This is a genomic window from Leisingera sp. F5 (assembly GCF_001593695.1).
On sequence record NZ_LUKH01000033.1, the window covers coordinates 12646 to 33105 of the forward strand.

The 20460-nt window shown below is 63.1% G+C and carries 17 protein-coding genes; 6 read left to right on the plus strand and 11 right to left on the minus strand.

Annotation, left to right across the window (positions count from 1 at the left end; all coding sequences use genetic code 11):
• Nucleotides 1-3 precede the first annotated feature (3 nt).
• The 3 genes from A2I95_RS19150 to A2I95_RS19160 all read right to left on the minus strand — a co-directional run bounded on the left by A2I95_RS19150 (nt 4) and on the right by A2I95_RS19160 (nt 4603).
• Nucleotides 4-942 carry an ABC transporter permease gene (locus A2I95_RS19150; RefSeq protein WP_291732191.1) on the minus strand — a complete coding sequence of 313 codons (939 nt, stop codon included), beginning with the start codon at nt 940-942 and terminating at the stop codon, nt 4-6.
• A 96-nt stretch (nt 943-1038) separates the two neighbouring features.
• Entirely contained in the window at nt 1039-2601 is a 1563-nt protein-coding gene (locus A2I95_RS19155) for an ABC transporter substrate-binding protein (RefSeq protein WP_291732193.1), read from the minus strand.
• 22 nt (nt 2602-2623) lie between these two features.
• Entirely contained in the window at nt 2624-4603 is a 1980-nt protein-coding gene (locus A2I95_RS19160) for a CocE/NonD family hydrolase (protein WP_291732195.1), read from the minus strand.
• A gap of 127 nt (nt 4604-4730) precedes the next feature.
• Here A2I95_RS19160 and A2I95_RS19165 point away from each other — a divergent pair, with 127 nt between their 5' ends.
• Complete coding sequence (locus A2I95_RS19165) at nt 4731-5534, plus strand: helix-turn-helix transcriptional regulator (protein WP_291732197.1); 804 nt, start codon at nt 4731-4733, stop codon at nt 5532-5534.
• 64 nt (nt 5535-5598) lie between these two features.
• Here the strand turns inward: A2I95_RS19165 and A2I95_RS19170 are convergent, their stop codons facing one another.
• Both A2I95_RS19170 and A2I95_RS19175 read right to left on the minus strand, forming a co-directional pair.
• Complete coding sequence (locus A2I95_RS19170; protein ID WP_291732261.1) at nt 5599-6372, minus strand: inositol monophosphatase family protein; 774 nt, start codon at nt 6370-6372, stop codon at nt 5599-5601.
• A 319-nt stretch (nt 6373-6691) separates the two neighbouring features.
• Nucleotides 6692-7414 carry a LuxR C-terminal-related transcriptional regulator gene (locus A2I95_RS19175; RefSeq protein WP_291732199.1) on the minus strand — a complete coding sequence of 241 codons (723 nt, stop codon included), beginning with the start codon at nt 7412-7414 and terminating at the stop codon, nt 6692-6694.
• Between the two features lie 98 nt (nt 7415-7512).
• Between A2I95_RS19175 and speB the strand changes: the two genes are divergently transcribed.
• Nucleotides 7513-8484, plus strand: a complete 972-nt coding sequence (speB, locus tag A2I95_RS19180; RefSeq protein ID WP_291732201.1) for an agmatinase — start codon at nt 7513-7515, stop codon at nt 8482-8484.
• A 91-nt stretch (nt 8485-8575) separates the two neighbouring features.
• On the opposite strand, the gene A2I95_RS19185 is transcribed toward speB, so the two are convergent.
• Complete coding sequence (locus A2I95_RS19185; RefSeq protein ID WP_291732202.1) at nt 8576-9784, minus strand: mandelate racemase/muconate lactonizing enzyme family protein; 1209 nt, start codon at nt 9782-9784, stop codon at nt 8576-8578.
• Between the two features lie 13 nt (nt 9785-9797).
• Entirely contained in the window at nt 9798-11456 is a 1659-nt protein-coding gene (locus tag A2I95_RS19190; RefSeq protein ID WP_291732203.1) for a GMC family oxidoreductase, read from the minus strand.
• A gap of 103 nt (nt 11457-11559) precedes the next feature.
• Here A2I95_RS19190 and A2I95_RS19195 point away from each other — a divergent pair, with 103 nt between their 5' ends.
• Nucleotides 11560-12450 (plus strand): LysR substrate-binding domain-containing protein, encoded by an 891-nt coding sequence (locus A2I95_RS19195; protein WP_291732204.1) that lies wholly within the window; start codon nt 11560-11562, stop codon nt 12448-12450.
• On the opposite strand, the gene A2I95_RS19200 is transcribed toward A2I95_RS19195, so the two are convergent.
• A complete protein-coding gene (locus A2I95_RS19200; RefSeq protein ID WP_291732206.1) occupies nt 12422-13354 on the minus strand; it encodes a LysR family transcriptional regulator in 933 nt (310 codons plus the stop codon). The two genes, A2I95_RS19195 and A2I95_RS19200, sit on opposite strands and share 29 nt — an antisense overlap.
• Nucleotides 13355-13449: 95 nt before the next feature.
• On the opposite strand from A2I95_RS19200, the gene A2I95_RS19205 reads away from it, so the two are divergent.
• Both A2I95_RS19205 and A2I95_RS19210 read left to right on the plus strand, forming a co-directional pair.
• Nucleotides 13450-14280, plus strand: a complete 831-nt coding sequence (locus A2I95_RS19205; protein WP_291732208.1) for a hypothetical protein — start codon at nt 13450-13452, stop codon at nt 14278-14280.
• 13 nt (nt 14281-14293) lie between these two features.
• The gene (locus A2I95_RS19210) at nt 14294-15046 is read left to right on the plus strand and encodes a sulfotransferase family protein (protein ID WP_291732210.1); all 753 of its coding nucleotides are present in this window, start codon (nt 14294-14296) and stop codon (nt 15044-15046) included.
• 70 nt (nt 15047-15116) lie between these two features.
• Here A2I95_RS19210 and A2I95_RS19215 read toward each other — a convergent pair whose 3' ends face one another.
• The 3 genes from A2I95_RS19215 to A2I95_RS19225 form a co-directional block, all read right to left on the minus strand.
• Nucleotides 15117-16232, minus strand: a complete 1116-nt coding sequence (locus A2I95_RS19215) for a cystathionine gamma-lyase (RefSeq protein WP_291732211.1) — start codon at nt 16230-16232, stop codon at nt 15117-15119.
• A 174-nt stretch (nt 16233-16406) separates the two neighbouring features.
• Nucleotides 16407-18098, minus strand: coding sequence for a thiamine pyrophosphate-binding protein (locus A2I95_RS19220; protein WP_291732263.1), 1692 nt, complete (start codon nt 18096-18098; stop codon nt 16407-16409).
• Between the two features lie 288 nt (nt 18099-18386).
• Nucleotides 18387-19310, minus strand: coding sequence for a LysR family transcriptional regulator (locus A2I95_RS19225; protein ID WP_291732234.1), 924 nt, complete (start codon nt 19308-19310; stop codon nt 18387-18389).
• A 139-nt stretch (nt 19311-19449) separates the two neighbouring features.
• Here A2I95_RS19225 and A2I95_RS19230 point away from each other — a divergent pair, with 139 nt between their 5' ends.
• A complete protein-coding gene (locus tag A2I95_RS19230; RefSeq protein ID WP_291732236.1) occupies nt 19450-20460 on the plus strand; it encodes a TAXI family TRAP transporter solute-binding subunit in 1011 nt (336 codons plus the stop codon).

Here is a 20460-nt window from a genome sequence, read left to right on the forward strand (position 1 = left end):
TCCTTAAGTCGCTGTGCGGGCGCGGGGATCGAGCCAGGCATTGATCAGATCGGCCAGCGCGGTGGAGACCACAAACAGGCCGGTTGAGATCAGCACCGATCCCATCACGATCGGATAGTTTCGGGTGGTGATACTGTCGATCACCAGCTTGCCAAGGCCAGGGCGGGCAAAGACGATCTCGGCAAAGACGGCAGACGAGAGCAGGAACCCCATGCCGACGCCGATGACCGTGACCACCGGCAGGATGGCGATGCGCAGCGCATAGACCATCACCACCCGGCGTTCATGGATGCCAAAGGCGCGGGCGGTTCGGATATGGCTTTCGCCCATCACCTCCAGCATCGAGGCGCGCACAAGCCGGGCGATATAGCCCACCCAGCTGAGGCCGATGGCAAAGGCCGGCAGTACCAGATGGTTCAGACGGTCCCAGAAACCTTCTCCGGCCCCGATGGCCGGGAACCATTGCAGATGCACGGCAAAGACCAGCAGCGACAGCAGTGCCACCACAAAGGCGGGCGCCGCGACAAAGCTGACGGAAATCGCCGCGGTGACGCGGTCGATCAGGGTGTTGGGATGGGCTGCCGCATAGGCGCCCAGCCCGATGCCCAGAGTGGCAGACCAGATGATCGATCCCAGGATCAGCCACAGGGTGTGCGGCAATTGCTGGAACACGATATCGGTCACTGACCGCCCCGAGAACACATCAATCCCCAGATCGCCCTGCAAAAGGTTGCCGTAAAAAATGACCAGCTGTTTCCAGACCGGCTGGTCCAGTGCCAGTTCCGCGGTCAGGCGCGCCTGCAGTTCTGGCGTGGCGCGCGGGCCGAGCATGATCTGGACCGGATCGCCTGGCACGGCGCGGATCATCAGAAACATGACGGTGACCGCCACGATCAGGATCAGCAGCGCCAGCCCGAAGCGCCGGAGTGCATAAAGTAACATGGCCGCATGGCTCCCTTATTCTCGCTGTGCGGAGGAAAACGGCACGGCTGCACCGCAAATTGCAGCCGTGCCAGTCGGTCAGGCCTTAGGGGAGGATCAGGCCTTGCCGAAGTAGCGCAACAATGCCAGCCCGTCAGGCCGCAGCGCAGGTACAACACCCGCCGAATGGACCACCGGTGTCGCCTCATGGGTCAGGAAGCGGTAGGCGCCGCTTTCTTCCATCAGATCCTGCGCCCGCTGATACATCTCGGCCCGTTTGGCCTGGTCGGTCAGCTGCGAAGCCTCGGTGTGGATCTGGTCGTATTCTTCATTGCTGAAACGCTCCCAGTTCCAATGGCCGACCTGCTCGGTGGTGAACCACGAGGTTGCGTAATACGGGTCCGGGGTCATCGAGTAGCGGTTCAGCACCAGCTGCAGGTCTTCATTGTCGGCGCTGGCCCAGAAGGCACCGGATTCCAGCACGTTGACCTCAACCGTGATGCCGATCTGTGCCAGTGTTGCCTGAATGACCTGGGCGGCAGTGGTGAAGGTGGTTTTGTTCAGCGTGTCGAGCTTCAGGGTGACGTTGGTCTCACCGGACTCGGCCAGCAGTTCCGCTGCCTTGGCAAAATCCGCCTGCGGCGGCACCAGCGACTGCGGGCGGTTGCCGGCCAGACCCGGCGCGATGATGCCGGTTGAAGGGTCCACAGCCCCGAAATAGGCGGCCTCCAGCACCGAGGGCACATCAATCGCGTGCTGGATCGCTTGCCGCAGCTTCTTGTTCTGCAGCTTGGGGTGATCCAGGTTCATGCCCAGCCACGTGTAATACAGCGACGGGTATTCCAGCAGCGTGCCGCCATTCGGCACCCCGTCGCGGTACCGCTGAACCGACCCCAGCGACACGCGGGTGAAATCCAGCTCACCCGCCTCAAATGCGATCTCGGCGGTGTTTTCATCGTCAATCGGCAGGATCTCGATGGTATCCCAGGCCGGGGCGTCACCCTTCCAGTCCGGGTTGCGCTTCAGGACGGTTTTTTCCTTTGGCGACCAGCTGTCGCGCAGGTAAGGACCGGATTCCGCCAGCGGATCAGTGGTTGCCTTGCCGCCCGCGGCCTCCCAGGCCTTTTTCGACACGATGTTGCCGGTGATATAAGGCAGCGCGATGCTCCACAGCGGCGCAAAGGGTTCCTTCAGCACAATTGTGCCTTCGCGCTCGCCGGTCACCTCGACGTGGCTCAGCGGGCCCATGTCGGGCTTATTCGGGCTTTCGGTCTCGTCGGCTACGATGCGCTCAAAGCTGTATTTCACGTCTTCGGCGGTCATTGCGCCAAAGCCGTTTGTGAACCCGATGTCGTCGCGCAGTGCGAATTTGATGTGGGTCTCGTCGCCTTGTTCGATCATCGCGGCGGCATCCATCTGCCAGTCCCATTCGCGGCCCGGCTTGTACTGGATCAGCTTGTTGTAGATCGAGGCATGGATTTCCTCGTCGATCACCCCCTTGGAAAAGGCCGGGTCGATGCTTTGCAGGTCCCCATAAGAGCGCACCCGCAGGGTTCCGCCCTCTGCCGCCATGGCGCGGTTGCCAAGGCCCATCGGCAGCACTGCCGCCGCCCCCAGCGCGGTTGCGCCTTTCAGGAAATTGCGGCGCCCCACCGGCGCTTTGGTCCATTCGATCTTCATGGTTTCCTCCCTTAAGATCAGATCAAAGAAGCCCGCGCGGAAGGGTTTCAGCCCATTCCTTTGTCAGGACTTCCGTTTCATCCGCGCCTTCGGTGGCGCGCAATTTGCGGGTCAGATAGAAATTCTGCCCGTCGCAATGCATGGTGTTTTCTGTATCGATGGCGACCTGCCAGCCCTCCCGTTCAAAGGTGAAACGCCACTGCGTTTCAAACCGGGCCGAGGCCGGATCGTCGGGGTGAATGGCATAGCCCATCGTAACATCGCTGCCCGTGGCCAGCCCGTGATAGGGATCCCGCGTCTCACCGAAGTCATCGAAGGTTTCCAGCAGCACGGTGCTGTCGTCCAGCACCCTGCGCTCCGAACGGGCGGCAGGCGCGCGCAGTTCCGCGGCCCGCAGCACCGGATAATCCTGCGCAGGGCCGGGATTGGCCGGGTCGATTTCCGCACGCGCAGCGCGCAGCGGCAGATACAGCGCGCAGCCTTCCAGGTGCAGGGTAACTTCCGCGGCCTCCGGTGCAGGCCAGATCATCGGCCAATAGGAGGTCGACAACGCCAAGCGCAGCCTATGGCCCGCCCGCAAGCGGTGCGCGCATTCATTAAGCGCGATTTCGGCCTCATAGACCTGTCCGGGCACCAGCGGTTCCGGCGTCTCGTGGCTAGTGCAGTGGGTCAGGTTCAGCGGCCTGAAGGTGATCCGTTGCGACACGCCTTCGGGCGAAACATCGCAGAGCCGCGCCACGATCTGCGCAACCGGCTTGTCCGCTGCGAAGCGCAGCCGCAGCCGGGCCCGTCCCAGCAGCTCCAGCGGTGCATCCAGCGCGGCGCTGTCAAAGCAGACCGACAGTGCGTCATCCTCGGACTGATCGCCTGCCAGTTCATTATCTATCCGCATGCCCGGACAGAAATAGCCGCTGGCCTGTCCCGTATGAGCGGGCGAGCGGACAGCCAGCACTCCCTGCCCTGCCGTTTCCGCAAAACCGCCCGGCACCAGATGCCAGGCCGCCTCGGACACATTCAGCGAGGGCCAGTCTGCCTCGGCCACCCAGCGGCCTTTGCGCGGGGTGTTCTGCGCTGTGGGGTTGAAATGCTCTTGCATAAAGGCACGGTAGGCGGGCAGATCCTCGGCGCCGTTTTCCTCCTGCTTCAGCCAGCGGTCGAACCAGCCCAGCACCTCGGAATGGAAATCGGCCGGCCCCAGTTTGGACAGATGCGCATAGCGGTGCTCCCAGGGGCCGGTCATCGCTTTGGCGGGCACGCTCAGATTGGCTGCCAGGGCGGGCGGCGTGTTCACGTAAGGGTCGGCCCAGCCGGTAATGGCCAGAACCGGTGCCTTGATTGCGGACCAGTCCTCGCAGACCGAGCCGTGTTTCCAATATCCGTCCCGCAGCGGATGGCGCATCCAGTCCGCAGCGCTGAACGGCACGTTTTCCATCCGCGATATCCAGTCCTCGCGCCAGTCCGGGCGCAGCTCCGGATCCGTGGGACGGGTCAGATAGGCAAACATCTGCGCGCCCCAACTGGCATTGTCGGCCACCAGGCAGCCGCCCATAAAGTGGATGTCGTCCGCATAACGATCCACGGCCGAGGCCACGGTGACCACCGCCTTCAGCGCCTCCGGCTGGCGGAAGGCCAGCTGCAACCCGTTGAACCCGCCCCAGGAAATCCCGATCATCCCCACCTGGCCCGTGCACCAGGGTTGCGCTGCAATCCAGGCCAGAACGGCCTCGCCGTCACGCAGCTCCTGTTCGGAGTATTCGTCGTCAAACGCGCCGTCGCTGTCACCGGTGCCGGCAATGTCCACCCGCAGGCAGGCATACCCTTCGGCAGCAAACACCCGGTGCGTGGTCTCGTCCCGCGCAGCGGTGCCGTCACGTTTGCGGTACGGCAAGTATTCCAGGATTGCGGGAAACGGCCCGGCGCCCTCCGGCATCCACAGGCGTGCCGCAAGCCGGCGTCCATCCGGCATCGGGATCCAGTGATGAAGGGTGCTTGCAGCGGGCATTGCGGTCTCTGGCTGGGTTACTGTCCTTCTAGAAAACCCGGTTTCTTCAAATGCGAAACTGTGCAAACATGCGCGAACTGACGCGGTAAGAAACGAACTAGCGTCAATTCGCGAAGGATACTGAGCTTTGCCGGAAAGTTTTTCAGAAAATCTGCGCTCGCTTTGCGCCGAGCATGGCAGCATCGCGCAGATCTGCCGCGAGATCGGAATCAACCGCCAGCAATTCAACCGCTACCTCAATGGCAGCAGCCTGCCCGCCGCCCACAACCTGCGCCGTATCGCCCGGTATTTCTCGATCCCGGAGGCGCAGCTGTTCACCGCCAACTCTGAATTCGAAACCCGGCTGGAGGATGCCGCAGGCCCGGTGCAGCACAGCCCGGCAGACCGGTTCCTGTCGCCGTTCCGCGGCCAGCAGCGCAATCTCAAACGTTATCTGGGTTTCTACCACGCCTATTTCCGCACCCCGTCCTGGGGCGAAGGGATCTTCTGCTCGCTGACCCGGTTTATTGAGCAGGACGGGTATATTCTGTCCCGCAACCTGGAAATCGCCCATGATCCCGAGCAAAGCATCCGGCAGATTTCGCGGTATGAAGGCATGGTCACCCTGCGCGGCAACCGGCTGTTCATCACCGAACATGAACGCGCCCGCGAGGGCAGCGTGGCGCAGACCATCCTGTTTTCGGCCCACCGCCAGCAGCTGAAATACCTGCGCGGCATGACCATGGGTGTGGCCTGGCGGCCGTTTCCGCGCCCCTATTCGGCGCGGGCGATCTGGAAGCGCCTGGATGAGCGGGTCTCGGCGCGCGAGGCGATTGCCGCCTGCGGTGTTTACCCGGTCCGCAGCCCGCGGATCGATCCCACCGTGCGCAACTACCTGGAGGCTCCGGCTCAGACGGATCTTCCGGAAACACCGGGCAGCGTCCTGTTCTAAGCAACACTCCGGCCCCTTGACCGCCATAGAGGGCATGCGGCCCGTTCAGGGGGCCGCCACCGGGTTACCCCTTGATCAGCGCCAGCATTTCACCGTGCAGTTCCGGCGTCGCCGCCGAAATCACCCGGCCGTCGGATTTCAGTCCCAGCGGCTGACCGTCCCAATCGGTGATCACCCCGCCGGCGGCTTCGATCACCGCTGACACCGGCAGATAGTCATAGGGCTGCAGGTCATAGTCGATGACCGCATCCGCATGGCCTGCCGCCAGCAGCGCATGCGGATAGCAATCATAGGCAAAGCGGCGGGTCTGGCCGGCCTGCATCAGCCGTTCGAACAATTGCGGATAGTCGCGGTGGATCTTGTCGCCTTCGTTGACGAACAGGATCGATTGGTCCAGCCGGGTCTGGTCCGAAACGCGGATCGGGGCGCCGTTCAGCGTGGCGCCTGCCCCGCGCACGCCCAGAAAGGTCTCCCCCAGGGCAGGCATACCGATCACCCCGGCCTGGGGGACGCCGCCCTTCAAATACCCCAGCAGAAAGCCGAACAGCGGATGGCCCGACAGAAACGACCGGGTGCCGTCGATCGGATCGATGATCCAGACATCGTTGCGGTCCGCACCGTCAAAGCCATGTTCCTCGCCAAAGATGCCGTGGCCGGGGAAATGCTGCTTCAAATAGGCGCGCACCTTGTCCTCGATCCCTTTGTCGGCCTGGGTAACAGGGCTTTCATCCGCCTTGAATTCAACCCCGAGCCGACCACGAAAATAGCCGCGGGCAGCATCCCCGGCGATTTCGGCAATCCGAACGGCGTGATCTGCGTAATCCTGTGTCGTCAGCATCGTTCCAGGTTCCACTCCCATGATCTTCAGTCCCGGTTTCATTCTGACGGTATCCAGGTCCCGGAGTGTCTGCAGTGACTGCGTTCTGCTGGATTTCAAACCGCTCGCGCAGCCGCCCGCCTCGATTCCCTGCGTGATGGCAGACTTTCGCAAAGACGTGGGTATAGTCAACAAATTTATGGGAAAATGACCGAAACTTCGGACTATATCGAAATCAACTTGAAACTATGACCATTGCTCTGCTGAATTGACCGTTTGCAATGCGGGCGGATCCAAACGGGAATGAATCAAGCTGATGTCTGTTCCCCTGCGGCTGATGCTAACCCGCTCCGGCCAGATGCCGGGTGGCCATGGAAAACAGCTCTGCCTGCGACGCAATTCCCAGTTTGGAATAGGCGTGGTGCCGGTGGACTTTGACGGTGCCTTCAGCAATCCCAAGGTATGCGGCGGCCGAAGGCGTCGAATGCCCCTGCAAGACCAGTTGCACCACCTCCCGTTCCCGCGGGCTGAGGACGCCGGTGCCAAAAGTCTGCATCCGGTCCTCCCAATCCGGCTTCTGGACGCCTTCTGCTGCCGTCTCTGCCTGCCCCCATTGCCGCCGGACCGCGGCGGATATCACCTGGAACACCGCATTCAGCCGCGCGGTATCCGCCGCCTCAAACCGCTGCCGGCGGGCAAAACGGGCCAGCGAGACGATGACCCAGCGCTCTGCCCTGTCCTGTACCAGCACGCCGATCTCGTCGCTGATACTGATCTTGCGGTAGAAGGCGCGGTAGTATTCCGACCGGTAGAACGCCTCTGGTGCCAGATCCATCAGCCGGTAGGCCCCCGGAGTACAGCCGTTGCGGCAGGCCTGATACAGCGACACAGGCGGCAGTGCGCCTTCATAGCGTGAGATGATCATCGAATCAAAGCTGCAGCACTGCGACAGGATTTGCCGCAGCGCACCGGGAAAGCGGTCGGTGCCAAGAGTTTCTGCCAAAGCAGCCAGGGCGGTCACCCAGCCGGCGGCCAACGGGGGATGGGGGATCTCAGCGTTCAATTCTATACCTAAAGATATATGTCCATTGCTAAGTTTACTGGCATAAGTGCGGATTTCAAACTGGGGCCGACCGGAATTTCAATCCAACGGAGCCCCAGATGACCGAAACCTCCAGCGTGAACCCCGTACAGGGCGACTTGGCCTTTACCCGCGGCAATGACCGCGGCGTGATTGCCGAAGCCAGCTATGCCGGCGCGCTCAGCTTCATGCGCCGCCGCTATACCCGCGACCTGAGCGGCGCGGATGTGGCGGTGATGGGCGTGCCCTTTGACCTCTCGGTTTCCAGCCGATCCGGCACAAGGCTGGGGCCGCGCGCCGTGCGCTCCGGCTCCAGCCATATTGCCTGGTCGAAACCCTGGCCCTGGGAGGCGGATCCCTACGAGGCGCTGCGGGTTGTCGATTACGGCGATTGCGAATTCGACTATGGCTATCCGCACAAGGTGCCGGGCCAGATCGCCCAGGCCGCCCGCGATGTGCTGGCCACCGATACCGCGCTGCTGTCCATCGGCGGCGATCATTTCATCACCTATCCGCTGCTGAAGGCCCATGCGGAGAAACACGGGCCCCTCAGCCTGATCCAGTTCGACGCCCATTCCGACACCTGGGCGGACGAGGAAGGCCGCATCGATCACGGCACCATGCTGTGGCACGCCATCCGCGAAGGGCTGGTGGATCCCGCCCGCTCGGTCCAGGTCGGCATCCGCACCCACAATCCCGATCCGATGGGTATGAATATCATCGATGCCATCGAGGTGCAGAAAACAGGCCCCGAGGCGGTGGCCGGGAAAGTCCGCGCCATCACCGGCGACCACAAGACCTATGTCACCTTTGACATCGACGCGCTCGAGCCCGCCTCCGCCCCTGGCACCGGCACGCCCGTCATCGGCGGTCTCTCGCCCTATCAGGCGCAGGAGATCATCCGCGGGCTGGCGGGCACTGACGTGATCGGCATGGACGTGGTCGAGGTCGCCCCGGCCTATGACATCTCTGAGATCACCGCCATCGCTGCGGCCACCATCGCCAATGATCTGCTCTGCCTCTACGCCGCCGGTCCCTCCGGCTTGCGGTGAGGCGGATACTTCCGCCGCAGGAGCTTGCTCGGGATGCATGGTCCTGCGCCAGTCAACGGCGCCCCCGGCGTAACGGAGGCGCTTGCAGCTGCTACTGAACCACCGGCTCCTGCGCCAGCTCCAGATGCAGTTCGCTGCCGGTGTAGGGGCTGGCGGCAATCGCCGCGTCGTCCAGCTCCACCCCCAGCCCCGGCTCGGCCGACGGGATCACATAGCCCTCTTCCCAGGTGATCGAGGATTTGAGGCAGGACATATAAGGCCCGTCAAAAGTGCCGATCGACTCCAGGATCAGAAAATTCGGACTGCAGGTCGCAATCTGGATGTTCGCCGCCGCCACCACCGGCCCGCAATAGAGATGCGGCGCGATCTGGGCCTGCCGTGTCTCGGCCATGCTGGCGATTTTCTTAGCCTCCAGCAGGCCGCCGACGCGCCCCAGGTCCATCTGCAGGATTGACGCAGCACCGGCCTCCAGCACCCGCGCGAATTCATGCTTGGTGCAGAGCCGCTCCCCGGTCGAGATCGGCACCGAGGTAAACCGCGCCACCTCCGCCATATCGGCGGGGTTCTCCGGCGGGACCGGCTCCTCGAACCACAAGGGTTCATAGGGTTCCAGCCGCCGCGCCATCCGCTTGGCGCCAGAGACGGTGAACTGCCCGTGGGTGCCGAACAGCAGGTCCGCGCGGGTGCCGACCGCCTCGCGGATGCGCTTCACGAACATCTCGCTACGCTCAAGATCCTCCATCCGCGGCTGATGCCCGTCATAGATCGTATAGGGGCCTGCGGGGTCGAATTTCACCGCTGTGAAGCCCTCATTGACCCGCTGCAAAGCAACCTCGGCCGCAATGTCCGGATCGTTATAGACATTGGGCGCCTCCGGATCCGGGTACACATCCCCCGCCGGCGGATAAAGATAAGTATAGCTGCGCAGCCGCTCATGCACCTGGCCGCCCATCAGCTCGTAAACCGGTTTGCCGGCTGCCTTGCCGATGATGTCCCAGCAGGCCATTTCCAGCCCGCTCAACACCCCCATAACGGTCACATCGGGCCGCAGCGTGTAGCCTGCGCCATAGGATTTGCGCCACAGCTTCTCGATGTGATGCGGATCACAGCCTGCGAACTGGCGGGCAAACATCTCCTTGGCCATCGCGCAGCACAGCTCCGGCCCAAAGGTGGCGTTATAGATTTCCCCCACTCCGGTGATACCACAGGCCGTGGTCAGGCGCACAAAAATGAAATAGCGCCCGCCATGGCGCGGCGGCGGATTACCGAACACAAAGGTTTCGATGGTATCGAGTTTCATTTGACTTTCCCTGTCATTCCGCCGCCAAGGGCCTGTTTTCATTGTCTTCCAGAACCAGTTCAGCGCCGCGCGCGGCCAGCATCATGGTCGGCGCATTGGTGTTGCCCGAGGTCACATTGGGGAAGGCCGAGGCATCAATCACCCGCAGCCCCGCCACCCCATGCACCCGCAGCCGGGCGTCCAGAACCGAGCTGCCGGCATCCCTGCCCATCCGGCAGGTGCAGGTCGCATGAAACACGCTGCCGGAGCGTTCCCGGAAGTTCTCAAGCAATGCCGCGTCATCCATCTCCAGAATATCCGGCACCCGCCGCTCCCGCGTGACCGCCTGGATGGCCGGGGTCTGCACCAGCGCCTGCAGCAGGTGGCTGGCACGCACCGCGGTCGCCTTATCCTCGTCCGTTGACAATGAATTCGGCTCAATCAGCGGCGCCTGCGCCGGGTCGGCGGATTGGATCGTGATCTGCCCCCGGCTGGTCGGCCGGCTTGGCTGCACGCACAGCAGGAACCCGTTGTCCTTGTCGATCTGCGGCTTGCCGCTGGGCCGCGTCGAGTAAGACGCCGGGTTGCAGTAAACCTGCACATCCGGCAGCGCCGCGCCTTCGGTGCGGATAAAACCGCTGCACTGGTTCACCGGCACGCTTAAGGGCCCCTTGCGGGTCAGCACATACTGCAGCCCCGCCTTCATCTGTCCGGCAAAACTGCCCAGCCGGTCGTTCAATGTCGCGGTATTGGCCCAATAGAAATGCGACACCGCCAGATGGTCCTGCAGCCCCTGCCCCACCTGCGGCAGATCATGTTTCACCGCGATCCCGTGCCGTTGCAACAGCGCCGCCGGCCCGATCCCCGACAGCTGCAGCAGTTGCGGAGAGTTCACCGCACCCGTACTCAGGATCACCTCCCGCGCTGCCACCGCCTGCTGCCGTTGGCCCTTCACACGAAAGGCGGCACCGGTTGCCCGCCCGCCCGCCATCAGCACTTTTTCGACCAAGGCACCACGGACCACCGTCAGATTGCCGCGCCTCAAAGCAGGCCGCAAAAACGCATCCGCCGAGGACCAGCGCCGCCCGTCCTTCACCGTGCTGCGCACATACCCCATGCCCTCGCCCGGCAGCGTATTGGCTCCGGCTTCAGCGCGGGCGTTCATGTCCTGCAGAAACGGCCAGCCCATCTCTTGCGCACCGGCCAGAAAGTTCCGGGCAAAGGGGTGCATCCGCGCGCCAAGGTCCGTGACCCGCACCGGCCCGCTGCCCCTCAGCCGGCGGCGGCCGTCGTGCCATTCGTCGTTGGTTTCCAGCGCCTCATAGCTGCGGCGGACATTCTCCCAGCCCCAGCCGGTGGCGCCCGCCGCCTCCCAATCGTCAAAATCACGCGGCAGGCCCCGCACATAGGCCATCGCGTTGATCGAGCTGGAGCCACCCAGGACCTTGCCCCGCGGCCAATAGGCCTCGCGCCCGTTCAGCCCTGGATCCGGCGCTGCCGAATAGCGCCAGTTCACCGCCGGGTCCGAGAAGGTGAAGCCATACCCCACCGGAATCTTGATCCAAAACCGCCGGTCAGTGCCGCCCGCCTCAATCAGCAGCACGGTGTAGCGGCCATTTGCCGTCAGCTTGTCCGCCAGCACACAGCCCGCCGAACCGGCCCCGACGATAATGAAGTCATATGTTTGTGCCATGGCAAGCCCGAGTCCCTTGATCTCGCCCAGCTTGCGCATTGGCGTATAGTTAATTCAAACAATGGGTTTTACCCCTAAGGCTAATCTGTGCTTAAAGGTGTGCATGACTGACCTGCCCTACGTCACTTGGCTCAAAGCCTTCGAGGCCGCCGCCCGCCTCAACAGTTTCTCTGCTGCGGCCGAGGAACTGGGCCTGACCCCTGCCGCCATCAGCCAGCAGATCCGGCTGCTGGAAAAACATCTGAACACCCAGCTCTTCAAGCGCCTGCCCCGCGGCGTGGCGCTCACCGATACCGGCCAGGCCTATGCCCAGCCGATCCGCAAATCCTTTGACGACATGCAGCGCGCCACCACCGGGCTGTTCAGCAAGAAACGCAAGCGGGTGGTGCGCTTGCGCGCGACGATTTCCTGTGCCGCACTGGTGATTGCGCCGCAGCTTGCCCGGTTCCAGGCCGAACACCCGGAAATCTTTGTGCAGCTCTCCACCACCGTCTGGTCCAGCCGCTTTGACGAGGAGGCGCTGGACATCGACATCCGCTATGGCTCCGGCGACTGGCAGGAGGCGCAGATCCTGCACCTGGGCCACGAAAATGCTATTCCCGTCTGCAGCCCGGCCTATGCCGCAGCGCTTGGCGGCAACCCGTCGATCGAGGATCTCGCCCGCGCCGATGTGGTGCAGATCATCGGCTCGGAAACCGACTGGGGTCGGCTGGCCGACCTGCACGGGCTGACGCTGCAGGTCACCACCGACTGGCTCAAGGCCGATTCCTCACTGCTGGCGCTGCAGACGGTGGCGGCCGGCCACGGGGTGACGATGGTGCTGGAAAGCTTTGCCCGGCAGTATATCGAGCAGGGGCTGGTGACCGCGCCCACCGCCTATAAGCTGCCAAAACGCCGCTCACACTATATGGTGGTCAACGACCGCGCCACGCAGCGGGAGGAAGTAAAGGCGGTCAGTAATTGGATCACGTCGCTTTATCAGTCGCTGACCTGAAATCCCGCAACTGCCGGATATCCTCCAGCAAGGCCAGACACTTGCGTGCGGCCGGGTTTTGCGCGCCAAAGCGGGTCAGCCGGGCATAAAGGCATGTGTCCCGGCTGAACCACGCACCAGGCAACTCCGCCAGCTGCCCCCGCTCCAAGTAAGGGTCCGCAAAACCGCGCCATCCCAGCGCCAGCCCGCGCCCTTGCGCCGCGGCCTCCAGCAGAAAGACGTAATTGTCAAAGCTGTCCGCCTGCGGCCAGGCACGCATGATGCCGCACCCCTCCTGCCAGTCCTCCCAGCGCAGCCAGCCGAAGTTCTCCTGCCGCAAGCTCAGCAATCCGGGCGGAGTGCCGCCGTTTTTCAACGCAAAGGACGCCTGTGCGATGATTTCCGGCGTTCCGACCGGTTTCACTTCTTCCTTGCAGACCGCCACATGCTCACGCTCCGGCGGGATCTGCGAATACTCAAAGACGATATCTGCGCCGGTATCAATCGCTGCACCGGTCAAATTGTATTCGGCGGTGACAAACCGCAGCTCTGTCTCTGCGCCCAAGGCTGCCCGCAGCGCGCTGTGGCGCGGCAGCAGCAGCAGATGCGAAACCGAGTAAGAGCAGGTAATCGTCACCCCTGTCTCAGGCTTCACAAACTCCCCCGCCGCCCGCTGCAACCCGTCCAAAGCCTGTACCACAGAGGCATAAAACCCCTCGCCTTTCCGCGTCAGCCGGATCTGCGAACCGCTGCGGTCGAACAAGGGCGCCCCCAGCCGCAGCTCCAGATTGCGGATATGGCGGCTGATTGCCGGCTGCGAAGTGTTCAGCTCCGCCGCCGCCCGCGCAAACCCCTGCAGCCGCGCCACCGCCTCAAAGGCCGTCAACGCATTCACCGAAGGCAGGTTGTATCTTCGCATCATCATACCAAAACGGATATGTCTGCAAGCACGCAAAAGCAATAGACAGACTCAGCCCCCTGCCCCAGCCTCTCCCCCAAGCGCAAACAGGGAGAGCCGCAATGCCGGACTATGAAAAACCCGCCCATTGGGCCAATCCAAAGAACAAGCTGTTCCCGCATCAGGTCGGCTTCACGGCGCCGCCGCATGACTTTGACGCAGCCCCTTCGGATTTTCTGCGCATGGCGCCGCGCTCGGTGGGCGTGCATGGCCGGATGCTGCACGTGCCGGACTACGCCCATCAGCTGGGCCAGCGGCAGAAGAATTTCGGCCTGCTGGAAGAATTCGTCGAATGCATGGCCAACAACGGTGCCGACGTTTGCGGCCAGGTGGGGTCGAATTGGGTGCACGCCTCAGGGAGAGGCGTCGAGGGCATCCGCCAGCACTGCGAAATGCTAAGCGACAAGTACGAAACCCCCTTTCACATGGCCGGCTACGCCATGGTCGAAGCCCTGCGCGACCAGAATGTCGAAAAGGTCGCCCTGAACGCCTGCTACCACCCGGACAGCTGGTATCAGGGCACCGTCGGGTTCCTGAAGGAAGCCGGATTCGATGTGGTCTGGGCAGGAAATTTCCACGATCAGGGATGGTTCGAAACCCAGAAAGACGTCGACAATTGCATCTGGTGCTTTGACGAGGATCTGATCTGGAAATCCTTCGACTGCACCGCCGAACAAGCGCCGCAGGCCGATGCCTATCTGATCAACGGCATGAGCAATTACCGCCGCGCCTCCGACGGCATCGCGCAGCGCCCGGTGCATTACGCGGCAGAGCTGGAGGAGCGCCTCGGCAAGCCGGTCATCGGCCATGACATCGCGCTTTACTGGCGGATCTTCAAAACCCTGGGCCTGAAACCCGAAACACCGCAGGGCTCCCTGCTGTCTTCTCTGTAAAAGGAACCCCTTGATGCATAAGATTGTCGCATTGTGGGCCGTGCCCCGCTCCACCTCCACCGCGTTTGAATGGATGATGCGCCAGCGCGGCGACCTCGATTGCCTGCATGAACCCTTTGGCGAGGCCTGGTATCAGGGCGAAGACCCGCTGTGGCCGCGCTATACCGAGGGCGAGAAAACCACCCCCGGCCTGACCCTGGAAAGCGTCTGGGAGGATATCAAGGCCCGCGCCCAGAAGGGCCCGGTGTTCCTCAAGGATTTTCCGCATTATATCAACCATATGTGGGATCCTGAATTCCTCAGCCACTTCACCCATGCCTTCCTGATCCGCGACCCGGCCAAGACCATCACCTCGATGTACAACAAATGGCCGGATTTTGATGAGCTGGAGGCCGGCTTCCCCGAGCAGCGGGCGCTGTTCGACCTGCTGACCGTCCTGAACGGCACCCCGCCGCCGGTGGTCGACAGCGATGATCTGCTGGAGAATCCCGAAGAAGTGACCGAAGCCTTCTGCGAGGCGGTCGGCATTCCATTCATTAAGGAAGCGTTAACCTGGGAGCCCGGCGGCGACCCTTCCGCGCACAGCTGGTGGGACGGCGGGTCTTTCCACGCCAACCTGGCGAAATCCACCGGCCTCACCCGCCAGGCCCGCAAATACGTGGAGATCGAGAACACACCCGAGCGTGTCCGCCGCGTCCACCGCCGGATGCTGCCGCATTACCAGAAGATGCATCAGCACCGCATCCGGGTGCCGCAGATCGCCTGAATGGCCCTCCGGCCTGCGGGGTTTCACCAAGCTGTCCCGGCGGGGACAGCTTGTCTTGTTGTCTGGACCCCTAGCCGCCAAGCATCTCCAGCGCGGCGGCCATGGCGCTCCACAGCTCCTCGGCCGGCTCTGTTCCAACCGAGATCCGCACAAACCCCGGCGCCACCGCATCGCCCCAACGGGCGCGGCGTTCAGCCGACGTATGCACCCCGCCAAAGGACGTTGCGGAGCGGATCAGCGGGCAGGAGTTGATGAAGGCATCCGCCTGTTCAGAGCTGTCCAAAGTGATCGAGATCAGGAAGCCGAACCGCGCCATCTGCTGCTTGGCCAGTTCGTGCGAAGGATCGGAGGCCAGCCCGGGGAAGCGGATGTCCTGCACCAGCGGATGCGCCGCCAGCCGTTCCGCCAGCACTTCCGCTGTGCTGCACATCCGGTCAAACCGCACGTCCAAAGTCTCCAACCCCCGGTGTGCCAGCCAGGCCTCCTGCGGGCCGGGGATGCCGCCGCCGAACTGGCGCCACTCGCGCGCGGCTTGCAGGATATCCTCGTTGCGGGTGGCCAGGTGCCCCATCAGCACATCCGAATGCCCGCCCGGCGCCTTGGTGTCAGAGGCCACAACCACATCCGCGCCCAGCTCCAGCGGCCGCTGTCCCAGCGGGGTCATGGTGGTGTTGTCCACGATCAGGATCCCGCCTGCCGCATGGACCGCATCACCAATCGCGCGCAGATCGCAGAGGTCCAGGCCGGGATTCGATGGTGTCTCCGCAAAAACAACGTCAAAGCCATCAAAGCCGCCCTCGGCAAATCCGGTGGTGGGTCGCTGTTCGACCTGCACGCCCAGATTTTGTAGAAACCGCTCGCTGAGGCGCCGGGTGACGTAGTAGCCGTCCGAGGGGATCAGGATCTTTGCCCCCGCTTTGACCGTTGCAAACAGCGACGCCGAGATCGCCGCCATTCCCGAAGGATAGGCCAGCGTTGGCGCGTCCTCCAGATAGGCCAGCACATGCTCCAGCTGCTCCCACGTCGCATTGTCCACCCGGCCATAGCTGGGGCCGCCGGTCCAGTCACCCGGCAGGTGGTACATTGAGCTTTGCGTCAGCGGCAGTGCCACCGGCTCGCCTTCGGACAGCGTGTTGCCGCGCAGGTGCAGCATGGCTCCGGCTTTGGGGGCGGTAGGTGTGTCCATGGACTGGTGCCTTTCCTGAAATCAAGGTTTCAGGAGTGATAACCGGCAGGAGGGAAAATGCAAATTGGAAGGCGGAGGCTTTGAATCGGAACACTGAGGGCAGCGCCCGCCCATGGGGCGGGCGCTGCCCGGCCTAACGGCCGGGCGGAAGAGAGCTTGTCAGCTCAGCAAATCTTATCCCATCCAGCGGCGGACCGGGGCGGCGGCCTCTTCCAGCGCCTGGCAGACCACGTCGATCAGGGTCGGGCCGTCATGGGCAAAGGCTTCCTTGATCGCCTGGTCCAGATCCTCGGGCCGTTCCACACGCCAGGTCCTGACACCGAACGCTTCGGCCACCGCGGCGTGGTTGGTGCGGTTGAAGTCGACGTTGTAATAGCGCTTGCCGCAATCGTCACGCTGGCTGGCCTTGATCCAGCCGAAGTTGGCGTTGGAAAACACCACATAGGTGATCGGCGCGTTGCAGCGCACCACGGTCTCCAGCTCGCCGCAGGTGAAGTTGAAGGAGCCGTCGCCCATCATCCCCACAACTTTGCTGGAGGGCCGCCCGAACCAGGCGCCAAGTGATGCCGACAGCGCATACCCCAGCGCACCATGGGCCCGGTTGGTGATATACTGGCGGCCCGGGTGTTTCTGCTGCGAATAAGCGTTGTAGTAAGGGCAGCTGGTGCCGGGGTCGGAGACCACGATGGCGTCGTCCGGCAGGTTCTGGTTCAGCGCGTGAATGATCTGCTCGGGCAGCACCTGTTCGGTCTTGCTGTTTGCCAGCTCTTCGAACTTGGCAAACTTGCGCTGCTTGATGCCGGCAATTTTGGCGGCGCCGCCGAAGGACGGCATTTCGCCCTCGCGGCTGTCGAGGCAGGCGTTCATCGCCTGCAGCGCCAGTTTCAGGTCTGCGACCACGCCGACCTCGGTCGGGTAGTTGGCGCCTATAGTCATCGGGTCATTGTCGAAATGCACGATGCGCTGGCCGGGCTTCGGCGCCTCCCAGCGCGAGGTGGTGGTGGAGCCTGCGCGGCAGCCCATGAAGACCACCAGATCGGCGCCCTCCATCATCTCCCAGGTTTCATCCGTGCCGCCGTTGGAGCCGACCACGCCCAGCGATTGCGGGTGGGTATCGGCAAGCGAGCCCTTGCCGGAGATCGAGGTGCCGACGGCGATATCGAGGCGGGAGGCAAGCCGACCCAGCTCCTCCATCGCACCCGAGATAACCACGCCGCCGCCGCAGACGATCAGCGGTGACTTGGAGGTGAAGATGGCCTCGACTGCGGCCTCTGCTGCGCCCGGTTCGGGGGCTGCGCGGTAGGAGGGGTAGCTTTGATGCTTGGGGTCGCCCCAAATGTCATCTGCCGGGACATCATCATACTGGATGTCATAGGGCAGGCCCAAATGCGCCGAGCCGGAGCGGCCGGTGGTCATCGCCCGGAACGCCTGGCGCACCATGCGCGGGATGTGATCGGCGCGTTTGATCACCGTGTTGAACTTGGTCAGCGGGTCCATCAGGACCTCCTGATTGACCTCGGTCAGCGGGAATTTTCCGTAAGACCCCACGGAAATGTCGGTGGTGATCGCCAGCACCGCGTAAGAGCTTTCGTTGGCTTCGATCAGCCCCGGCAGGATGTAAGTGGCACCGCCGCCGGACGGGCCTTCGCAAACGCCAACCCGGCCGGTCACGCGGGAAAACCCGTCTGCCATATAGGCCGCGCTGCGCTCATCGCGGGTCAGGACATGGGTGATGCCGTGCTCCAACCGGTTCATCGCATCATAGAAGGGCAGCGTGGTGTCACCGCAGAGGCCAAAGATATGGGTGACGCCGTGCGCTTCCAAAGAGCGCACCATCGCCTCGGCGCCGTTCATCGTGCTGGTCATTGTGTTCTGCATGGGAGGCCCTCTTTTGCCGTCATGGATACTGCCGGGCGGAGGCCCAGGATTCGTGCTCCAAACTGTATACAATTCTGTAGATAGATGTGAAGACCAAATTTGAGATTGCTCTGAAACGGCTGGATCATTGCGCCAAGTGCCCGTCCCGCCGGTGGACGGGGGCGCGGCAGGGGCTGCGCCGAAGGTACTCCCTAAGTGGAAAACCGGGCGGGCGCGGGCCCGCCGCAAACTCCACCCCGCAGTTGGGGAGGCGCCCCGGATTTTCCCAGAATCCGGCTACCCGGCAGCTTCCGAAAGGATTTCAGTGACATGCTCCCGCCAGGCCTTGGCAAAACTGGCGGCCAGCTGGGACAGGGGCCGTTCGCTGGGGGTCAGGATGGAATAGCCAAAGGAAATTTGCGGCTCAAACGGCAGGAAGCGGATCCTGTCCTCACCCGCGTTGCTGCGGCGATAGCTTTCAGCGCTGAGGACATCGACAATGGCGCAAGCCTGGCCGGCGGCGATGAAGTGGAACAGAGGCAGGAAATACTGCGCGTCATAGCGCAGGTTGAATTCGGCGCCGGCAGCCAGGAACGCCTGCGAAGTGGCCTGATAGGTGTTGTGATCGGGTTGCAACGCGCCCATTGGCACCCCGTTCAGATCGGCGGCGGTGATGGCATCGCGGTCCGCCAGCGGATGACCGGCCGGCACAGCGCACAGGCAATTGCTGGGCAGTTCCTCCGCCATGTACAGCTTGCGGTCGCCACGGAACCGGCTCATGTCGCAAAAACCGATGTCGAAACTGCCGGCCGCCACCAGGCTGCGCACCTGCGGCGAGGAGCGCGTCGCCAGCGTCACCCGAACCTCGGGTTTGCCGTCTACAAAGCGGCTGATGAATTCCGGCAGCAGATAGGTGGACGGTCCCGGCATCGCCACGATCCGGATCGACCCCTGCACCCGGTCGCGCATATTGGCTAGATTCTGCTGCGCGGTTTCCATCCGCGACAGAATCTCGGTCGCTTCCTCCATCAGGTACTGCGCCTCGGGCACCGGCACCAGGCGGCGGCCCTCGCGCAGGAACAGGGTCAGGCCCAGTTCCGCCTCCAGCGTCTTGATCGCCGCGCTGACCGCAGGCTGGGTGCGGTGCAGGTTGCGCGCCGCCTGGCTGACCGAGCCGGTTTTCATGACCTCGTGAAAAACCGCAAGCTGGTGAGAGTTCATGTTAAGCCACCATAAATTAAGTCTATACATACCGTATAATTTTAAATTTGTACTTATGCATTTCCTTTTCCATGATGCAAAGATCGGAGGAGTGAGCTGCAGCGGGCAAGCTGCGGCCAAAAAACCAAGGGAAGAGATAATGGGAATTTTCAAGAAACTGACCGGGGCCGCATTGGCCTGCACCATGCTGACCGGCGCCGCTGCAGCGCAGGACATGACCTTTTTCCGCATCGGCACCGGCGGCGCGGGCGGCACTTATTTTCCGATCGGCGGCATCATCGCCAATGCGATTTCCAACCCGCCCGGCTCGCGTGCCTGTGACGAAGGCGGCAACTGCGGCGTGCCCGGTCTGGTGGCGATGGCGCAGTCCACCAACGCCTCGGCCCATAATGTGAACGCCATCCAGAACGGCCAGATGGAAGCAGGCCTGTCCGGCGCCGCGACCCTGCATTTTGCCTATCACGGCACCGGCAAGTTTGAAGGCAACGCCAAGCCCGACCTGCGGGTGATCGCCAACCTGTTCCCCGAGGATCTGCATCTGGTACTGCCCGAAGGCCACAAGCTGGACGGTCTCGCCGACCTGAAGGGCAAGCGCGTGGGCATTGCGCAGGCCGGATCCGGCACCCAGATCGCGGTTGAGCTGATCCTGGATGACCACGGCGTGAACCGCGGCAACATGGATGAAGCCGAGCTGAACAACGCCCAATCCGCCGAGCGCATCGCCGACGGCCAGCTGGATGCCTATTTCTATGCGGCGGGCACCCCGGTTGCGGCAATGATCCAGCTGGATAACACCAAGGGGATGGAGCTGCACAACTGGTCGGCGGAAGAGATCAAACAGGCCAATACCACCGTGCCCTACTACATCCCCTCGACCATTCCGGCAGGCACCTATCCGGGCGTGGATTATGACGTGAACACCGTGGCGGTCTCCGGCATGCTGGTCACAAATGCCAACATGGATGAAGAGCTGATCTACGGCATCACCAAGGCGATGTGGTCCGATACCGCCCGCAAGCTGCTGGACAACGGCCACCCCAAGGGCAAGGCGATCACCCTGGAAACCGCGCTGGAAGGCGTTGAGGGCATCGGCGTTCCGCTGCATCCGGGTGCTGAGCGGTTCTATCGCGAAATCGGCCTGCTGAAGTAA

Excerpts from the sequence above, each read along its gene's own strand:
- A2I95_RS19150 (WP_291732191.1), bottom strand. The coding sequence starts at position 942 with ATGTTACTTTATGCACTCCGGCGCTTCGGGCTGGCGCTGCTGATCCTG.
- A2I95_RS19155 (WP_291732193.1), bottom strand. The coding sequence starts at position 2,601 with ATGAAGATCGAATGGACCAAAGCGCCGGTGGGGCGCCGCAATTTCCTG.
- A2I95_RS19160 (WP_291732195.1), bottom strand. The coding sequence starts at position 4,603 with ATGCCCGCTGCAAGCACCCTTCATCACTGGATCCCGATGCCGGATGGA.
- A2I95_RS19170 (WP_291732261.1), bottom strand. The coding sequence starts at position 6,372 with ATGCTGACGACACAGGATTACGCAGATCACGCCGTTCGGATTGCCGAA.
- speB (WP_291732201.1), top strand. The coding sequence starts at position 7,513 with ATGACCGAAACCTCCAGCGTGAACCCCGTACAGGGCGACTTGGCCTTT.
- A2I95_RS19185 (WP_291732202.1), bottom strand. The coding sequence starts at position 9,784 with ATGAAACTCGATACCATCGAAACCTTTGTGTTCGGTAATCCGCCGCCG.
- A2I95_RS19190 (WP_291732203.1), bottom strand. The coding sequence starts at position 11,456 with ATGGCACAAACATATGACTTCATTATCGTCGGGGCCGGTTCGGCGGGC.
- A2I95_RS19195 (WP_291732204.1), top strand. The coding sequence starts at position 11,560 with ATGACTGACCTGCCCTACGTCACTTGGCTCAAAGCCTTCGAGGCCGCC.
- A2I95_RS19200 (WP_291732206.1), bottom strand. The coding sequence starts at position 13,354 with ATGATGATGCGAAGATACAACCTGCCTTCGGTGAATGCGTTGACGGCC.
- A2I95_RS19205 (WP_291732208.1), top strand. The coding sequence starts at position 13,450 with ATGCCGGACTATGAAAAACCCGCCCATTGGGCCAATCCAAAGAACAAG.
- A2I95_RS19210 (WP_291732210.1), top strand. The coding sequence starts at position 14,294 with ATGCATAAGATTGTCGCATTGTGGGCCGTGCCCCGCTCCACCTCCACC.
- A2I95_RS19215 (WP_291732211.1), bottom strand. The coding sequence starts at position 16,232 with ATGGACACACCTACCGCCCCCAAAGCCGGAGCCATGCTGCACCTGCGC.
- A2I95_RS19220 (WP_291732263.1), bottom strand. The coding sequence starts at position 18,098 with ATGACCAGCACGATGAACGGCGCCGAGGCGATGGTGCGCTCTTTGGAA.
- A2I95_RS19225 (WP_291732234.1), bottom strand. The coding sequence starts at position 19,310 with ATGAACTCTCACCAGCTTGCGGTTTTTCACGAGGTCATGAAAACCGGC.
- A2I95_RS19230 (WP_291732236.1), top strand. The coding sequence starts at position 19,450 with ATGGGAATTTTCAAGAAACTGACCGGGGCCGCATTGGCCTGCACCATG.